15 protein-coding genes and 2 pseudogenes are annotated in these 15,078 nt (G+C 69.0%); 7 read left to right on the top strand and 10 right to left on the bottom strand.

Annotated elements, in window-relative coordinates; all coding sequences use genetic code 11:
• The 3 genes and pseudogenes from AC27KI_RS11080 to AC27KI_RS11070 form a co-directional block, all read right to left on the bottom strand.
• Window positions 1-277 (bottom strand): annotated as a pseudogene (locus tag AC27KI_RS11080) (MotA/TolQ/ExbB proton channel family protein); the annotation flags it as partial.
• A 17-nt stretch (window positions 278-294) separates the two neighbouring features.
• Window positions 295-1,143, bottom strand: coding sequence for a 4-hydroxy-tetrahydrodipicolinate reductase (gene dapB / locus AC27KI_RS11075; protein WP_487113830.1), 849 nt, complete (start codon window positions 1,141-1,143; stop codon window positions 295-297).
• A gap of 58 nt (window positions 1,144-1,201) precedes the next feature.
• A complete protein-coding gene (locus tag AC27KI_RS11070; protein ID WP_284407324.1) occupies window positions 1,202-1,750 on the bottom strand; it encodes an outer membrane protein assembly factor BamE in 549 nt (182 codons plus the stop codon).
• 92 nt (window positions 1,751-1,842) lie between these two features.
• On the opposite strand from AC27KI_RS11070, the gene fur reads away from it, so the two are divergent.
• Window positions 1,843-2,277, top strand: coding sequence for a ferric iron uptake transcriptional regulator (fur, locus tag AC27KI_RS11065; protein WP_272566748.1), 435 nt, complete (start codon window positions 1,843-1,845; stop codon window positions 2,275-2,277).
• A gap of 46 nt (window positions 2,278-2,323) precedes the next feature.
• On the opposite strand, the gene hprK is transcribed toward fur, so the two are convergent.
• The 3 genes from hprK to hpf form a co-directional block, all read right to left on the bottom strand.
• Complete coding sequence (gene hprK, locus AC27KI_RS11060; protein WP_272566747.1) at window positions 2,324-3,277, bottom strand: HPr(Ser) kinase/phosphatase; 954 nt, start codon at window positions 3,275-3,277, stop codon at window positions 2,324-2,326.
• Window positions 3,278-3,317: 40 nt separating this feature from the next.
• Window positions 3,318-3,788 carry a PTS sugar transporter subunit IIA gene (locus AC27KI_RS11055; protein ID WP_272550568.1) on the bottom strand — a complete coding sequence of 157 codons (471 nt, stop codon included), beginning with the start codon at window positions 3,786-3,788 and terminating at the stop codon, window positions 3,318-3,320.
• A gap of 123 nt (window positions 3,789-3,911) precedes the next feature.
• Entirely contained in the window at window positions 3,912-4,247 is a 336-nt protein-coding gene (gene hpf, locus AC27KI_RS11050) for a ribosome hibernation-promoting factor, HPF/YfiA family (protein ID WP_272566746.1), read from the bottom strand.
• A gap of 422 nt (window positions 4,248-4,669) precedes the next feature.
• Here hpf and AC27KI_RS11045 point away from each other — a divergent pair, with 422 nt between their 5' ends.
• On the top strand, window positions 4,670-5,590 hold the full coding sequence (locus AC27KI_RS11045; protein ID WP_272566745.1) for a phosphoribosylaminoimidazolesuccinocarboxamide synthase: 921 nt from the start codon (window positions 4,670-4,672) through the stop codon (window positions 5,588-5,590).
• 58 nt (window positions 5,591-5,648) lie between these two features.
• Here the strand turns inward: AC27KI_RS11045 and AC27KI_RS11040 are convergent, their stop codons facing one another.
• Window positions 5,649-6,455, bottom strand: a complete 807-nt coding sequence (locus AC27KI_RS11040; RefSeq protein ID WP_487113827.1) for an META domain-containing protein — start codon at window positions 6,453-6,455, stop codon at window positions 5,649-5,651.
• Window positions 6,456-6,487: 32 nt separating this feature from the next.
• A complete protein-coding gene (gene trxC, locus AC27KI_RS11035) occupies window positions 6,488-7,516 on the bottom strand; it encodes a thioredoxin TrxC (RefSeq protein ID WP_487113825.1) in 1,029 nt (342 codons plus the stop codon).
• Window positions 7,517-7,676: 160 nt separating this feature from the next.
• Between trxC and otsB the strand changes: the two genes are divergently transcribed.
• Genes otsB through otsA form a run of 3 tightly spaced genes read left to right on the top strand, consistent with a single transcriptional unit; the run spans window position 7,677 to window position 11,650 of the window.
• On the top strand, window positions 7,677-8,414 hold the full coding sequence (gene otsB / locus AC27KI_RS11030; RefSeq protein ID WP_284429681.1) for a trehalose-phosphatase: 738 nt from the start codon (window positions 7,677-7,679) through the stop codon (window positions 8,412-8,414).
• Window positions 8,411-10,222 (top strand): glycoside hydrolase family 15 protein, encoded by a 1,812-nt coding sequence (locus AC27KI_RS11025; protein ID WP_272565230.1) that lies wholly within the window; start codon window positions 8,411-8,413, stop codon window positions 10,220-10,222. The genes otsB and AC27KI_RS11025 overlap by 4 nt, the downstream gene beginning before the upstream one ends.
• A gap of 60 nt (window positions 10,223-10,282) precedes the next feature.
• Window positions 10,283-11,650 (top strand): alpha,alpha-trehalose-phosphate synthase (UDP-forming), encoded by a 1,368-nt coding sequence (gene otsA / locus AC27KI_RS11020; protein ID WP_272565231.1) that lies wholly within the window; start codon window positions 10,283-10,285, stop codon window positions 11,648-11,650.
• A 92-nt stretch (window positions 11,651-11,742) separates the two neighbouring features.
• On the opposite strand, the gene AC27KI_RS11015 is transcribed toward otsA, so the two are convergent.
• Window positions 11,743-12,633 carry a LysR substrate-binding domain-containing protein gene (locus tag AC27KI_RS11015; protein ID WP_487113823.1) on the bottom strand — a complete coding sequence of 297 codons (891 nt, stop codon included), beginning with the start codon at window positions 12,631-12,633 and terminating at the stop codon, window positions 11,743-11,745.
• Window positions 12,634-12,748: 115 nt separating this feature from the next.
• Here AC27KI_RS11015 and AC27KI_RS11010 point away from each other — a divergent pair.
• Window positions 12,749-12,886 (top strand): annotated as a pseudogene (locus AC27KI_RS11010) (MFS transporter); the annotation flags it as partial.
• A gap of 146 nt (window positions 12,887-13,032) precedes the next feature.
• The gene (gene dkgB, locus AC27KI_RS11005) at window positions 13,033-13,857 is read left to right on the top strand and encodes a 2,5-didehydrogluconate reductase DkgB (protein WP_487113821.1); all 825 of its coding nucleotides are present in this window, start codon (window positions 13,033-13,035) and stop codon (window positions 13,855-13,857) included.
• A 24-nt stretch (window positions 13,858-13,881) separates the two neighbouring features.
• Here the strand turns inward: dkgB and AC27KI_RS11000 are convergent, their stop codons facing one another.
• Window positions 13,882-14,865, bottom strand: coding sequence for a Bug family tripartite tricarboxylate transporter substrate binding protein (locus AC27KI_RS11000; protein ID WP_284425388.1), 984 nt, complete (start codon window positions 14,863-14,865; stop codon window positions 13,882-13,884).
• Window positions 14,866-15,078 lie beyond the last annotated feature (213 nt).

The raw sequence follows: 15,078 nt of genomic DNA, 5'->3' as shown, positions 1-15,078 counted from the left end.
CGGGGGCCTGATTGGCGCCGGCCACGGCGCTGGCCGCCTGCACCAGCGGCATCACCAGGCCATCGCGGTCGAAGGCAGGCAGGCGCTCGGCCGCCAGGGCGATCGACGGGGCCTGCCAGAAGGCGGCGATGGCGCGGGCCGCATCACGGCGGGCACGGCGCATCAGCAGGGCCTTCCAGACGATCACGACCCAGCTGGCGACCGACATGGCCAGCAGCAGCAGCGCGCTGATCTGGGTGACCGCGTCGCCCTGACGCCACCAGTGCAGGCCGTCCATCGCGTGCGCGCCGGCCGTCAGGCGGCGTTCAGGCCCAGCACGTCGAACATGTCGAACAGGCCGGTCTGGTGCGCGGCGAGGAATCGCACGGCGCGCAGGCTGCCCTGGGCATAGGTCGTGCGGCTGGCGGATTTGTGGGTGATCTCGATGCGCTCGCCGGTGCCGGCGAACAGCACGGTGTGGTCGCCCACGATGTCGCCGCCGCGGATGGCGGAAAAGCCGATGCTCGACGGATCGCGCTCGCCCGTGATGCCCTCGCGGGCATAGACGGCGCAGTCCTTGAGATCGCGCCCCAGGGCCTGGGCGATGACCTCGCCCATCTTGAGCGCGGTGCCCGAGGGCGCATCCACCTTGTGGCGGTGGTGGGACTCGATGATCTCGATGTCGTAGCCGGTGGACATGGCCTTGGCGGCCAGCTCCAGAAGCTTGAGCGTGACGTTCACGCCCACGCTCATGTTGGGCGACAGCAGGATGGCGGTGCGTTCGCTGGCGGCGGCGATCTCGGCCTTTTGCGCGTCGGACAGGCCCGTGGTGCCGATGACCATCTTGACGCCCGTCTCGGCGCATACCGCGAGGTGGGCCATGGTGCCCTCGGGGCGGGTGAAGTCGATCAGCACGTCGGCGTGGCGCAGGCCTTCGCGCACGTCGGCCGTGATGGCCACGCCGCTGGCATACCCCAGGAAGGCGGTGGCGTCGGAGCCGATGGCGGGGCTGGCCGCCACGTCGAGCGCGCCGGCCAGCACGCATTCGCCGCCGGTGTCGCGGATGGCTTCGATCAGCATGCGCCCCATGCGGCCGGAGGCCCCGGCGACGGCCACGCGGCAAGGGGTGGAGGGGGATGCGTTCGGGGAAGTGGTGGCGGTCATGGAAAGATCAGCGGCTAAGCCGCAGGGCCGGTGTGCACCAGGCCCTGGCCGGCGGGAATCAGCGGGTCGACGATTCCAGCGGCGGGTAGCTGGACGGCGGCGTGGGCACGGGCGAATCGGCAGGTTCGGGCAGCGTGGCCGGTTTGGGGAACTTGGCCAGCTGGGCCTCGGTCGCCTCCAGCACCGGCACTTTGTTCTTCGGGGTGCGGGTGCCCAGGGTGGCGACGAACTCGGCCTCGGTGGGCATCTCGTCGCCCTCGGCGCGCTCGAACACGTCGCCGTTGAAGAACACGGTCAGCTTGCGCGACTGCACCTCGACGCCGGGGCGCTTGAGCGTGAAGACGTATTCCCAGCGGTCGGCGTGGAACAGGCTGGTCACCAACGGCGTGCCGAGGATTTCCTTGACCTGCTGGCGCCCCATGCCGGGCTTGAGCGCCTCGACCTGCTCGCGGGAGACGAAGTTGCCTTGAACCACGTCCACCTTGTAGGGAGTGACCAGGCTGGCGACGCGGTTGCTGGCGCTGTCGAAGCTGCCGCAGGCCGTCAAGCTGGCGCCGATCAACAGGGTCAGGGCCCAACGGGCGCTGCAGCGGGCGGAAACGGACATGGAGTTAGGCATAGGCGATATGATCCGACCCATTGTAGCGGCAGCTTCTCCCGGGCTTTGGCACGCTGGTTTGGTACACGGAAACCCCTGTCATGACGAACATCGACGAACTCAAGAGCACCGGCCTGAAGGCGACCCTGCCGCGCCTGAAGATCCTCGAGATCTTCCAGAAGGGCGCGCAGCGCCACATGACCGCAGAAGACGTGTTCCGCGTGCTGCTGCAGGAGCGCTCGGACATCGGCCTGGCCACGGTTTACCGCGTGCTCACGCAATTCGAGCAGGCGGGCATCCTGAACCGCAGCAACTTCGAAAGCGGCAAGGCGGTGTACGAGCTCAACGAGGGCCAGCACCACGACCACTTCATCTGCACGGTCTGCGGCAAGGTCGAGGAGTTCTACGACCCCGAGATCGAAAAGCGCCAGCAACTGGTGGCCAAGTCGAAGGGCTGGGTGGTGCAGGATCATTCGATGGCGCTGTACGGCCAGTGCGCCACCTGCGCCAAGCTGGCCACCACGCAGCACCGCTGAGCAGCGGGCGCGCGCCGCCCGGCGGGCCCGGGACGCGGCGCGATGGTCAGGAGCCGTCGCGCTCCATGGCGCGGCGGTGCCGCTCCACGAATTCCTGGTAGGTGTCGATCCCGCGCAGGTTCAGGATGGTGTTGCGCACAGCCGCCTCGACCAGCACGGCGATGTTGCGGCCCGCCACCACCTGGATCACCACCTTGAGCACCGGCACGCCCAGCACGTCCTGCGTGAGGGGCTCGTAGGGCATGCGTTCGTAGTCGCGCTCCAGCGTTTCCTTGCGCACCAGATGCACGATGAGCTTGAGCCGCATCTTGCGCCGCACGGCGGTCTCGCCAAAGATCGCGCGGATGTCCAGCAGGCCGATGCCGCGCACTTCCAGCAGGTTCTGCAGCAGGTCGGGGCACTTGCCCTCGATGGTGGTCTGGTTGATGCGGAACAGGTCCACCGCGTCGTCGGCCACCAGGCCGTTGCCGCGCGAGATCAGCTCCAGGCCCAGCTCGCTCTTGCCCAGGCCCGACTCGCCGGTGATCAGCACGCCCAGGCCCAGGATGTCCATGAACACGCCGTGCATGGTGGTGCGGTCGGCGAAGTGCTTGGACAGGTAGGCGCGCAGCACGTCGATGACGAAGGCCGACGACTCGTGCGTGGAGAACATCGGGATCTGCGCACGCTCGCACATGGACAGCAGCGCATCGGGCGCGACCTGGCTGTCGGCCAGCACCAGCACGGGCGGCTCCAGCGTGACGATGCGGGCGATGCGGCGCTTGCAGTCCTCGGGCGTCGCGTTGGTGAGGTAGGCGGTTTCACGCTCGCCCAGGATCTGCACCCGGTACGGGTGGATGTAATTGAGGTAGCCCACCAGGTCGGCGCCGGAGCGCGCGGAGCGCACGGCCACCTCGTCGAAGCGCCGCTCGGAGGCCCCGAGGCCGGCGACCCATTCCCACTTCAGCGGGCCGCGGAACTCCTCGAACAGGACATCGGCGCTGACGACGTTGGGTTTCACGGAAGGTTCAGCGTTTGCAGCGGCGGCGGCGGCGGCGGGGTCAGGCGGTGGCCTGGGCGGACTGCCAGCCGGCGATCAGGCCGTGCAGCTCGGCGGCATCGGTGCTGCCCTTGATGCGCTCGCGCAGTGAGCCATCGCTCAGCAGCTCGGCGATCTCGGACAGGATCTCCAAGTGCTTTTGCGTGGCCGCCTCGGGCACCAGCAGGAAGATCAGGAGCCCGACGGGCTGCTCGTCCGGCGCATCGAAACCGATCGGGTGGGCCAGCTGGAAGACGGCGGCCATAGGTGCCTTCAGGCCCTTGATGCGGCCATGCGGGATGGCGACACCGTGGCCCAGTCCCGTGGAGCCCAGCCGCTCGCGGGCGAAGAGGCTGTCGGTGATGAGGGCGCGCGACAGGCCGTGCTGGCTCTCGAACAACAACCCTGCCTCTTCGAAAGCGCGCTTTTTGCTGGTGGCGTCGACGCTCACGAGCACTTGAGCGGCAGGCAGGATGGAGGCAAGACGGTTCATGGTGGAGGGTTGCGATTATGCACCCCCTAGCATAAACCCTGAGCACTTTGCGGGGGGCATAAAAAAAACCGCCCCTGGGGGGCGGCGTGGCGAAGGGCCTGGCTGCCCAGGCCCCGGCACCCATCAGGCCACCAGCTCCCGCTTGATGGCGCCATGGTGGTGATTCTGGATGCGGTCCTTGTGGCGGACCACCTGGCGGTCCAGCTTTTCCACCAGGTCGTTCACGGCCACGTACAGGTCGGAATGGGAACTCTCGGCGAACAGATCACTGCCTTTCACATGCACGTTGCATTCCGCGCGCTGGCGCTTTTCCTTTTCCTTTTGCTTCTCGACGGTGAGCAGCACCTTGACGTCGACCACCTGGTCGAAATGCTTGCTGATGATGTCCAGCTTTTCCGTCACATGGGCGCGCAATGCGGGAGTGACTTCGAGGTGATGACCGCTGATCGTCAGGTTCATAAAACTGGCCTCCTGGGCTTGCGTTGAAGAAGCGCCGTCCTCAAAGGTCTGGTGGAAGGACGGCCCGGCGAAAGGTCAACTCATGCATGTGTTGGATTCACTATGCGCCCGCCCCCGGGCAATTGCAAACGCATACCGAAGTCGGCTGTCGGGTCTTGCCCTCCCAGGTGCCAAGGGCCGAAAAACGGCGCAAAATAGCCTGGCTTTGCTCCGCGGCACACAGCGCAGACGCCTTCGCGGGGCGCACCGCCGGCACGGCGCCCTGCCGACCCGATGGTCCGCCGTCCGCTGCGGTCCCGGCCCACGCCCCACCCTCCCGACCGCCCTGCACCGGCCATCCCGGCACGCGCCCTAAAATCGCGGGCTGGCCGGCCCTGCCGCCGAAAGCCGCGGCTTTCCCGTTCGCAATCGCTTCACCCACCATGACCCTGCCCCTTTCCTCCGCACTGCACACCTCCGCCCTCACGTCCCTGCCGCTGCTCGCGCGCGGCAAGGTGCGCGACAACTACGCCGTGGGCGACGACCGCATCCTGATGGTGGCCAGCGACCGCCTCTCGGCCTTCGACGTGATCATGGGCGAGCCGATTCCGGGCAAGGGCGAGCTGCTCACGCAGATGGCACTGTTCTGGTTCGACAAGCTGGGCCACCTGTGCCCCAACCACCTGACGGGCGACGACCCCGAGAGCGTGGTGACGCCGGACGAGGCACCCCAGGTGCGGGGCCGCTCGATGCTGGTGCAGCGCCTGCAGCCGATTCCGGTGGAAGCGGTGGTGCGCGGCTACCTGGCCGGCAGCGGCTGGAAGGAATACCAGGAATCGCGCGCCGTGTGCGGCGTGCAGTTGCCCGAGGGTCTGACCAACGCGGCCAAGCTGCCACAGCCCATCTACACCCCGGCCGCCAAGGCCGCGATGGGCGAGCACGACGAGAACATCACCTTCGAGCGCACGGTGGAGATGATCGGCATCGAGCTGGCCACGAAGATCCGCGACCTCAGCATCGCCATCTACCAGGAGGCTGCGGCCATCGCGCTGGAAAAGGGCATGATCATTGCCGACACCAAGTTCGAGTTCGGCCTCGCGCCCGACGGCACGCTGGTGCTGATGGACGAGGTGCTCACGCCCGACAGCTCGCGCTACTGGCCCGTGGAGGGCTACGAAAGCGCTCTGGCCGCCGGCGAGAACCCGCCCAGCTACGACAAGCAGTTCGTGCGCGACTGGCTGGAGCAGACGCAGATCAACGGCAAGCCCTGGAACAAGACCGCGCCCGCCCCGCGCCTGCCGCGCGAGGTGGTCGAGAAGACCGCCGCCAAGTACCGCGAGGCGCTCGAGCGCCTGGTGGGCTGAACGGCCCTGCCGCGCGCGCCAGGGAGCGCAGCGGCATCGGGCGGCCCGTGCGGCCGCCTCACTCCAGCTCGACAGCCTCCAGCCGCAGCAGCACGCGCGCCTCTTCGCCGAGCAGCAGCAGTTGCCGCCCTTCCTGGCGGTAGGTCCGGACTTCGTCCAGCGCGTGCAGGAAACGGCCCTCCAGGGTGGCCGTCTGCAGGCACAGCTGCAGGGTCGTGTTGATCTGCGTCATCCGCAGGCGCACGCCATCGACCGCGTAGCTCGCCAGAAAGCGGTTGCAGCCCCCTGCCCCGCGCGCTTGTCCCCCTTCGCTGTCCAGCACCAGATGCGGCTCGGGCGCGCCAGCGGGGGCCGGCGGCACGGCCGTGTCGTCGATTTCCACCAACCGCCAGTAGGTCTGTCGCAGCGGCACCTCGGCCTGCGCGGTCGCCTTGTCCAGAGGCAGGCGGTGCAGCTCGACATCCACGCGCCGATAGGCCGGGTCCGGCGGCAGCGGATGGATGCCATCGGAGGCGAACCGCACGTAGCCTTGCAGGGACAGCGAGGCGCGAACCCGGTAGCGGCCCGGCAGCAGCGGCTGCGTGAGCGCGGACCGGAAAGGAATCTGCAACTGGTACGGCGGCGGCCCCGGCAGCTCGATGCGCTGGCGCCCGAGCACCGTGGGCGGCGCGTCAGGACGCGAGACGTCGAGCAGCGCCGCCTCGAACACGGCGGGCTCGTCGGGCGGCACGTAAAGGCGCTCACGCGAGAACACCGTGCCGATGACCATGGCATCGGGCGGGGGCGATGTGGCGCAGCCCGCCAGGGCGAGAGCCAGCACCGAGGCCACAGCCAGGGCCGCCGCACGGGCCCGTTCAGCGCCCATGGACCGGGCGGCTTCGGTGGCTGGGGCGCCGGTCAGCTCAGCACCACGCTGGACAGGCGGCGGCGGTAGGTGGCGACCGTCGGGTCTTCCGGTGGGATCTGGCCTTCGGCCACCTTCACCCGGGGCGGCTCGATGATCTCGAGCACGGCCACATAGGTCTTGCGCGCGGCCTCGTCGCTCCAGGCCTTGTCGCGCATGAGGATTTCCAGCAGTTCGTCCATGGCCTCGGTCCAGCGCTGGTGCGCGATGAACCAGCGCGCCCGGCCGAAGCGGGCGTCGAAATCGCGGCGGTTGGCGGCAATCCCGGCGTCGAAATCGGCCAATGCTGAAGGGCCGTTTGCCTCCCTGGCCACGAAATCGATCGCATCCATCCAGGCCTTGAGCGCACCCAGCTTGCGCGATGCCGGGGCCTTGGCGATCACGGGGGCGAAGGCGACCTTGGCGTCGTCCTCGCGGCCCAGCTGCAGCAGCAGCTTCACGTAGTCGAAGCGGGCGTCGTCGTTGGCGGGGTCGGTGGCGACGGCGTGCTGCAGCTTTTCCAGCGCGGTGTCGGTATCGCCGTCGGCCAGCGCGTCCTGCGCCAGCTCCTCCTCCTGCTCGGCCAGCGCCGCCTCGGCGGTGGGCACGTGCTTGTCGAGGAAGGCCCGCACCTGCCCCTCGGGCTGGGCGCCCATGAAGCCATCGACGGGCTGGCCGTTCATCAGCAGCACGCAGGTGGGAATGCTGCGGATGCCGAACATGCCGGCGATCTGCTGCTCCTGGTCGGAGTCGATCTTCACGAGCTTGAAGCGGCCCTCGTACTCGGTCTCCAGCTTCTCCAGGATGGGCCCGAGCGACTTGCACGGGCCGCACCAGGGCGCCCAGAAATCCACCAGCACCGGAATGTGGCTGCGCTGCACGTGGCGCTCGAAGCCATCGGCGTCCAGCGCCAGAGGGGCGCCGGCGAAGAGCGGCTGATGGCACTGCCCGCAGTCGGGCGCGCTCGCCAGCTGGTCCGTCCGCACGCGATTGGTGGTGTGGCAATGGGGGCAGACGATGTGGAGGGGCGAGGTGTCGTTCATGGAAGGCCGCAATGAAGAAGGGTGGTGGCCCAGGCTGGCACAGGGCACCGGGGCAGGCCCATCGCACATGGGCGCTGCGGCGGGCGTTTTCAACCCGCCTACAGCCGCCCTGCCTTGGCGCCTACAGCCCGCGCGAAGGCTTCTGGTAAGGTGGCTGGCAATGCAAAATCTACCGCTACTGACTGCGAGATACGCACTTTTCCTCGATTTTGACGGCACGCTCGCCGATATTGCGTCCCACCCCGATGCGGTGCAGGTGCCCCCGGGCATCGTGCCGGCGCTGCAGGCGCTGCACGAAAGGCTGGGCGGTGCCCTGGCCATCGCGACGGGCCGCACGCAAGCCGACATCGACCGCTTCCTGTCCCCCCTTCAGCTGCCGCTGGCCTGTGAGCATGGCGCCCAGTACCGCCTGAACAGCGGGCTCGTCGGGGCCGTGCCGGCCATGGATCTGACGGCGGTCATCCGCACCATCGAGGCACTGCGCGACCGCTATCCCGCCCTGGTCCTGGAACGCAAGAGCGCCGGCGTCGCGCTGCACTACCGACAGGCGCAGGAACTCGAAGCGCTGTGCCGATCGACGCTGGAGCATGCGCTGAAGCACGCGCCCGGGCTCGAACTGATGCAGGGCAAGTGCGTGCTGGAGATCAAGCCCTCGGGACCCAGCAAGGGACGGGCGATCACCGACTTCATGCAGCACCCGCCCTTCCAGGGCCGCATCCCCGTATTCGCGGGCGACGACGTGACGGACGAGAACGGCTTCGTTGCCACCCAGGCCCTGGGCGGCATCGGCATCAAGGTGGGCCCGGGCGAGACGCAGGCGACGGTGCGCTGCGACGACACCACCGTCCTGCGCGAATGGCTCTACCAGATGGCGGCGCCGGAAAGGCCCGCCGCATGAAGACCGGTTCCCATTTCGGCCCGCCCGCCGAGCCTTCATTGGCGCTGGGCCTGATCGGCAACTGCGCCATCAGCGCCCTGGTGGATGCGCAGGCGCACATCGTGTGGTGCTGCCTGCCCCGCTTCGACGGCGATCCGGTGTTCAACGCCCTGCTGCAGCCGGGCGACGAAGGCAGCCGCTTCGCCATCGAAATCGAAGACCTCGCCACCACCGAGCAGTGGTACGAGCCCAATACCGCGGTGCTGCGCACGCGGCTCACCGACCGTTCGGGCAACAGCATCGAGATCACGGATTTCGCCCCGCGCTTCTACGCCCGGTCGCGCTACTTCCGGCCCATGATGCTGGTGCGCCGCGTGCGCCGACTCGAGGGCGCACCGCGCATCCGCGTGACGGTGGACGTGCGCTACGGTTGGGGCAAGGACGCGCCCGAGATCACGCAGGGCAGCAACCACATCCGCTACGTGGGCGAGGACCTGACGCTGCGGCTGAACACCGACGTCCCCATCTCCCACGTGCTGTCGGGCCAGCCCTTCGTGATGGCGCGCGAGCACAACTTCCTTCTGGGCGCCGACGAATCGCTGCCCACCGGCATCGCCGACACGGCGCGCCACTACGAGCAGGAAACCGTGTGGTACTGGCGCCATTGGACGCAGCGCCTGGCCGTGCCGCTCGAATGGCAGGACGCGGTGATCCGCGCGGCCATCACGCTCAAGCTCTCGCTGTTCGAGGACACCGGCGCCATCGTGGCGGCCATGACCACGAGCATTCCCGAATCCGCGGACAGCGGCCGCAACTGGGACTACCGCTACTGCTGGCTGCGCGATGCGTTCTTCGTCGTGCGGGCGCTCAACAGCCTGTCCGAGACGGCGACGATGGAGGACTACCTGCGCTGGCTCAGCAACGTGGTGGCCGAGGCCAGCGACGGCCACATCCAGCCGCTGTACGGCATCGGCCTGGAGCACGACCTCCCCGAGGCCTTCGTGCCGCACCTGGCCGGCTACCGGGGCATGGGCCCGGTGCGCGTGGGCAACCAGGCGGCCGAGCATTTCCAGCACGACGTGTACGGCAACATCATCCTGGGCGCGGCCCAGGCCTTCCACGACCAGCGGCTGCTGCACCCGGCGGGCGCGACCGAGTTCTCGCGCATGGAGCAGATCGGCGAGCTGGCCGTGCGCGTGTACGGCCAGCCCGACGCCGGCATGTGGGAGCTGCGCACCCGCGCCCGCGTGCACACCTCATCGGCGCTGATGAGCTGGGCTGCCTGCGACCGCCTGGCCAAGATCGCCCACTCGCTGCAGCTGCCGGAACGCGCCGACTACTGGAGCGCGCACGCCCGGTCGATGCGCGACGAGATCCTGGAAAAATCCTGGAGCGAGGAGCGCCAGGCCTTTGCCGAGAGCTTCGGCGGCAACGAACTGGACGCCAGCGTGCTGCTGATGGCCGAGGTGGGCCTGATCGACCCGATGGACCCGCGCTTCGTCTCGACGGTGGACGCCATGGAGGCGTCGCTCTGCGACGGCCCCTACATGCGCCGCTATGAGGCCGCCGACGACTTCGGCAAGCCCGACACCGCCTTCAACATCTGCGCGTTCTGGCGCATCGACGCGCTGGCCCGCATCGGCCGAAAGGCGCAGGCGCGCGAGATCTTCGAGGCCCTGCTGGCCACGCGCAACCCGCTCGGACTGCTGTCCGAGGACACGCACGCGCAGACCGGAGAGATGTGGGGCAACTTCCCGCAGACCTATTCCATGGTCGGCATCATCAATGCCGCCGTCCGGCTGTCCGACCCCTGGGACAGCGTGATCTGAAAGGCGCCGCATCCGCTACGCCCACCCCGACTGCCCGTTCGCACCGCAAGGAAATTTCCCATGAGCCGCCTCGTCGTCATCTCCAACCGCATCGCCGACCCCCGCAAGCCCGCCGCCGGAGGCCTGGCGGTCGCGCTGGGCGAGACGCTGAGCCGCACCGGAGGCCTGTGGTTCGGCTGGAGCGGCAATATCTCCGAAGACGGCCTGCCCGGTGAAGGCAAGCTGCAGACGCGCCAGGCGGGCACCGTCACCCTGGCCACCGTGGATTTGTGCCAGGAAGACCACGACAGCTACTACAGCGGCTACAGCAACAGCGTGCTGTGGCCCGTGTTCCATTACCGGCTGGACCTGGCGGATTTCAACGCCAGCTACATCGCCGGCTACCGCCGCGTGAACCAGATGTTCGCCCGCAAGCTGCTGCCGCTGCTCAAGGAAGACGACACCATCTGGGTGCACGACTACCACCTGATCCCGCTCGCCGCCGAACTGCGGGCGCTGGGCTGCCGCCAGCGCATCGGGTTCTTCCTGCACATCCCGGTTCCGCCGCCGCTCATCATGGCCGCCATCCCGCAGCATGAATGGCTCATGCGCTCCCTGTTCGCCTACGACCTCGTGGGCCTGCAGAGCGAGGCCGACGTGTCGCATTTCACGCGCTACCTGAGCAACGAAGCCAATGCGGAAACCGTGGGCCCGCAGCACCTGCGCGCCTTCGGCGCCACGGTGCAGGTGGGGGCCTTCCCCATCGGCATCGACGTGGACGAATTCACCCGCCTGGCCGCCGCGCCCGAGGCCGTGCAGACCTTCACCGCCATGCGCGACGAGTATTCGCGCCGGCGCCTGCTGCTGGGCATCGACCGGCTGGACTACTCCAAGGGCATCCCGCAGCGCGTGCGCGCCTTCCGCGAGCTGCTGGCGCGCTACCCCGAGAACCACCACAGCGCCACGCTGGTGATGATCGCCTCGCCCACCCGCGACAGCGTGGACGCCTATGCCGACCTGCGCCAGGAACTGGAAGGCCTGTGCGGCGCCATCAACGGCGACTACGGCGAACTCGACTGGATGCCGCTGCGCTACATCCACCGCACCGTGGCCCGCAAGCGCGTGCCCGGCCTGTGCCGCGCCGCCGCCGTGGGCCTGGTGACGCCGCTGCGCGACGGCATGAACCTCGTCGCCAAGGAATACATCGCCGCCCAGGACCCGGACGACCCCGGCGTGCTGGTGCTGTCGCGCTTCGCCGGCGCGGCCGAGCAGATGAAGGAAGCGCTGCTGGTCAACCCCTACGACACGCAGGGCATGGCCGACACCATCCAGACCGCGTTGCAGATGCCGCTCAAGGAACGCCAGCGGCGCCACCAGGCGCTGATGGAGCGCATCCGGGAGCACGACATCCACTGGTGGCGCAAGACGTTCCTGGAGACGCTGGGCTGAGGGGCTGCAACCGGATAGGCCGGCTCGGAAATGCCGGCAAGGCCGCCTGGGCCGCCACGACCACGGCGCGCGCCTGAATCGCCCGCCCCCCCTCAGAACGCCTTCAACCGCTCCTGCAGAAAATCCAGAAAGCACGCGATGCGCGCGGCCAGCTGTGTGTTGCGGTAGTACACCGCGCTGATCGGCTGGCGCACGTCGGCCGTGTCCTTCGCCAGGATCTGCACCAGATCGCCCCGCTCGCGGTCGGCGGCGGTCATGAAGTCGGACAGGCACACGATGCCCGCACCCCGCAATGCCAGCTGGCGCAGCGTTTCGCCGCTGGAGGCGGTGATGTCTGGTGCAATGGCCCATTCGTCGCCATGCGCGCCGCGCAGCGGCCAGCGGTTGAGCGATTCGACCTGTGAAAAACCCAACAGCGTGTGGCGGCCGAGGGCCGCCGCGGTCCTGGGCCGGCCGTGTTCGGCCAGATAGGCCGGACTCGCCAGCACCCGGATGCGGCTCGTGGCCAGCGGCCGGGCGTGCAGTGTGGAGTCGCGCAGCGGGCCGATGCGGATCGCCACGTCGGTGCGGCGCGCCAGCAGGTCGATGTTCAGCTCGTCGGTGTCCAGCTCCAGCGTGATCTGCGGGTAGGCGCGGCGGAACTCGGGCACCAGCGGAACGACGGCGTGCAGCATGAACGGCGTGGCGGCGTTCACGCGCAGTCGGCCGGCGGGCTGGAGCCGGCGTGCGGCCATGTGCTCCTCGGCGTCGTCCAGCGCGGCGAGGATCGCGCGGGTGCGGGCCAGGAAGGCCTGGCCCTCTTCGGTGAGTTCGATGCGGCGCGTGGTGCGGCGCAGCAGGGTGGTCTCGAGCTTCTTCTCCAGCCGCGCCAGCGCCCGGCTGATGCCGGAGACGGTCTGGCCCAGGTGCTCGGCGGCGGCCGTGATGGAGCCGCCGTCCACCACGGCGGCAAAGGCCTGGAGTTCTTCGAGCGTAGTCTTCATGGCGCGTGGTCCGGCCGTTTCATTGTTGATCCCAGGGCAAGTATCTATGGAGCGAAACCCGGTGTTTCTGCAAAGGATAAACCCGCAGACTCGGCGCATCTTCAGGAGTGCTTCCATGCCCATTGCCTTGTTCGCGCTGACGCTCAGCGCTTTCGCCATCGGAGCGACCGAGTTCGTGATCGTCAGCCTGCTGCCCACGGCGGCGGCGGATGTTTCCATCGGCCTGCCCTCGGCCGGACTGCTGGTGTCGCTGGCCCTCACGCACTACAGCGCGGTGCTGGACCGCCGCAGCCGCTTCGCGGTGCGCACGGGCAGTCCGGCCGTCGCGGCCCATTGATCCGGCCGCTTTGCATGGCCAACCTTTTTCCGTTCACCCCTTCATTTCCATCGGAGACTTTCATGACCACACCCGTTGCCTCCCCCACCGTGCCTGCCTTCGGCCTGGGCACCTTCCGCCTGAAGGACCAGATCGTCATCGACTCGGTGAAAACCGCGCTGGCGCTGGGCTACCGCCACATCGACACCGCGCAGATCTACGGCAACGAGTCCGAGGTCGGCCAGGCCATCGCCGAGAGCGGCGTGCCGCGCGACGAACTGTTCATCACCACCAAGGTCTGGACCGACCACCTGGCGGCCGACCGGCTCGTTCCCAGCCTGAAGGAAAGCCTCGCCAGGCTGCGCACCGACCGGGTGGACCTCACGCTGATCCACTGGCCATCGCCCGGCGGCGCGGTGCCGGTGGGAGAGTCGCTGGGCGCACTGGCCGAGGCCCAGGCGCAGGGACTGACGCGGGCCTTCGGCGTATCGAACTTCAACATCCCCCTGCTGCGCGAAGCCATCGCTGCCGTGGGTGCGGACCGCATCGCCACGCACCAGATCGAGCTGCACCCCTACCTGCAGAACCGCGCGGTGGTGGACTTCGCGCGCAGCCAGGGCATCCATACCACGTCGTACATGACGCTGGCCTACGGCCAGGTGCTGCAGGACCCGGTGATCCAGGCCATCGCGGCGGAACTGGCGGCCACGCCGGCGCAGGTGGCCCTCGCCTGGGCCATGCAACTGGGCCATGCGGTGATTCCCTCGTCCACGCAGCACGCCCACCTGCAAAGCAATCTGAAAGCACCGCAGCTGCGCCTGACGGACGGGCAGATGCAGCGCATCGCCGCACTGGAGCGCGGCGGCCGGCTGGTCGATCCGCAAGGCCTGGCACCGGCCTGGGACTGACCCGGCCCGCCCCGTGCGCGGCGGCTATTCCTCGGAGGAAAAGCCCGACGCCGCCACCACGGGTGCCCAGCGCTCGCGCTCCTGCGCCAGTTGCCGCGCGAACTCTTCGGGGGTGCTGCTGACGGGCTCGAAGCCCAGCTTGGCCAGCGACTCCACCACGGCCGGATCGCGGATCGCCTGCTGCGCCAGCGCCAGCAGCCGGTCGACCTGCGCGGCGGGCGTCTTGGCGGGCAGGTACAGCCCATAGCTTTCCACGCCGTGGATGCCGGCGAAGCCCTGCTCTTCGAACGTGGCGACATCGGGCAGGAAGCGCGAGCGCCGCGTGTCGGTCACGCCCAGCACGCGCACCCGGCCGGTGGGCAGATGCGGCAGGCAGTCGCCCACGCTGAAACAGCCGGAGGCGACCTGCCCGCCCATCAGGTCCTGCAGGCCCGGGGCCGCGCCACGGTAGGGCACGTGCGTGAGCTGGATGCCGGCCGCGCGGGCGAACTGGGTGCCCAGAAAGTGCGGCATGGCACCGGCCGCGGGCGAGGCGTAGCCCTCGGGCTCGGTCCGCGCCTTCGTCCAGTCGGCGAACTGGCGCAGGGTCTTGACCGACTCGGGCACCTTCGGCCCGACCATGAAGCCGCAGGTGGACAGGGCCACCGGCGTCACGGCGATGAAGTCCGTGGCCGGCCGGTACTGCAGGCGCTTGTAGACGTGCGGGTAGATGGTCAGCATGGACGAGGGGCTGAGCACCAGGGTGAGCCCATCGGGCGGCGCGTCCTTGAGCGTGGCCAGGGCAATGCGCCCGCCCGCGCCCACCTTCTGCTCGACCACCGTGGTGGTGCCGGTGCGGCCACGCCACTGCTCGGCCAGCCGGCGGGCCACCACGTCGATCGATCCCCCGGCGGGAAACCCCACCAGGATGCGGGGCACGCCCTGCTGCGCCCGTGCGGGCGCTCCCAGGCCAGCGGCGGCCAGCCCTGCCAGCGCCAGGCCGGCCTGGCGTCGGTTCATCTTCGTCATGCGTTGTCTCCTTGTGTGGGTTCTGTTGGGGCAAGGCCGGAAAGCATGCCAGACGACCGTGCCGGCCGGAGCCATGGGGCCATCAGGGGGGCGGGGATCAAGGGAGGGGCGCGGACGACGCCGCTGCCGCCGCCGTTGCCAGGCGCTCCAGCAGCGGATGCAGTTGCCCGCCGCCCTCGCCCACCGCCTGCACCAGCGCCGCATCGTGCGCCA

This window comes from Acidovorax sp. KPB24-03 (assembly GCF_057546605.1).
The sequence above is the reverse complement of the archived record's forward strand: the minus strand, read 5'-3'. Positions and strand labels throughout refer to the sequence as shown.

Excerpts from the sequence above, each read along its gene's own strand:
- dapB (WP_487113830.1), bottom strand. The coding sequence starts at position 1,143 with ATGACCGCCACCACTTCCCCGAACGCATCCCCCTCCACCCCTTGCCGC.
- AC27KI_RS11070 (WP_284407324.1), bottom strand. The coding sequence starts at position 1,750 with ATGTCCGTTTCCGCCCGCTGCAGCGCCCGTTGGGCCCTGACCCTGTTG.
- fur (WP_272566748.1), top strand. The coding sequence starts at position 1,843 with ATGACGAACATCGACGAACTCAAGAGCACCGGCCTGAAGGCGACCCTG.
- AC27KI_RS11055 (WP_272550568.1), bottom strand. The coding sequence starts at position 3,788 with ATGAACCGTCTTGCCTCCATCCTGCCTGCCGCTCAAGTGCTCGTGAGC.
- hpf (WP_272566746.1), bottom strand. The coding sequence starts at position 4,247 with ATGAACCTGACGATCAGCGGTCATCACCTCGAAGTCACTCCCGCATTG.
- AC27KI_RS11045 (WP_272566745.1), top strand. The coding sequence starts at position 4,670 with ATGACCCTGCCCCTTTCCTCCGCACTGCACACCTCCGCCCTCACGTCC.
- AC27KI_RS11040 (WP_487113827.1), bottom strand. The coding sequence starts at position 6,455 with ATGGGCGCTGAACGGGCCCGTGCGGCGGCCCTGGCTGTGGCCTCGGTG.
- trxC (WP_487113825.1), bottom strand. The coding sequence starts at position 7,516 with ATGAACGACACCTCGCCCCTCCACATCGTCTGCCCCCATTGCCACACC.
- otsB (WP_284429681.1), top strand. The coding sequence starts at position 7,677 with ATGCAAAATCTACCGCTACTGACTGCGAGATACGCACTTTTCCTCGAT.
- AC27KI_RS11025 (WP_272565230.1), top strand. The coding sequence starts at position 8,411 with ATGAAGACCGGTTCCCATTTCGGCCCGCCCGCCGAGCCTTCATTGGCG.
- otsA (WP_272565231.1), top strand. The coding sequence starts at position 10,283 with ATGAGCCGCCTCGTCGTCATCTCCAACCGCATCGCCGACCCCCGCAAG.
- AC27KI_RS11015 (WP_487113823.1), bottom strand. The coding sequence starts at position 12,633 with ATGAAGACTACGCTCGAAGAACTCCAGGCCTTTGCCGCCGTGGTGGAC.
- dkgB (WP_487113821.1), top strand. The coding sequence starts at position 13,033 with ATGACCACACCCGTTGCCTCCCCCACCGTGCCTGCCTTCGGCCTGGGC.
- AC27KI_RS11000 (WP_284425388.1), bottom strand. The coding sequence starts at position 14,865 with ATGACGAAGATGAACCGACGCCAGGCCGGCCTGGCGCTGGCAGGGCTG.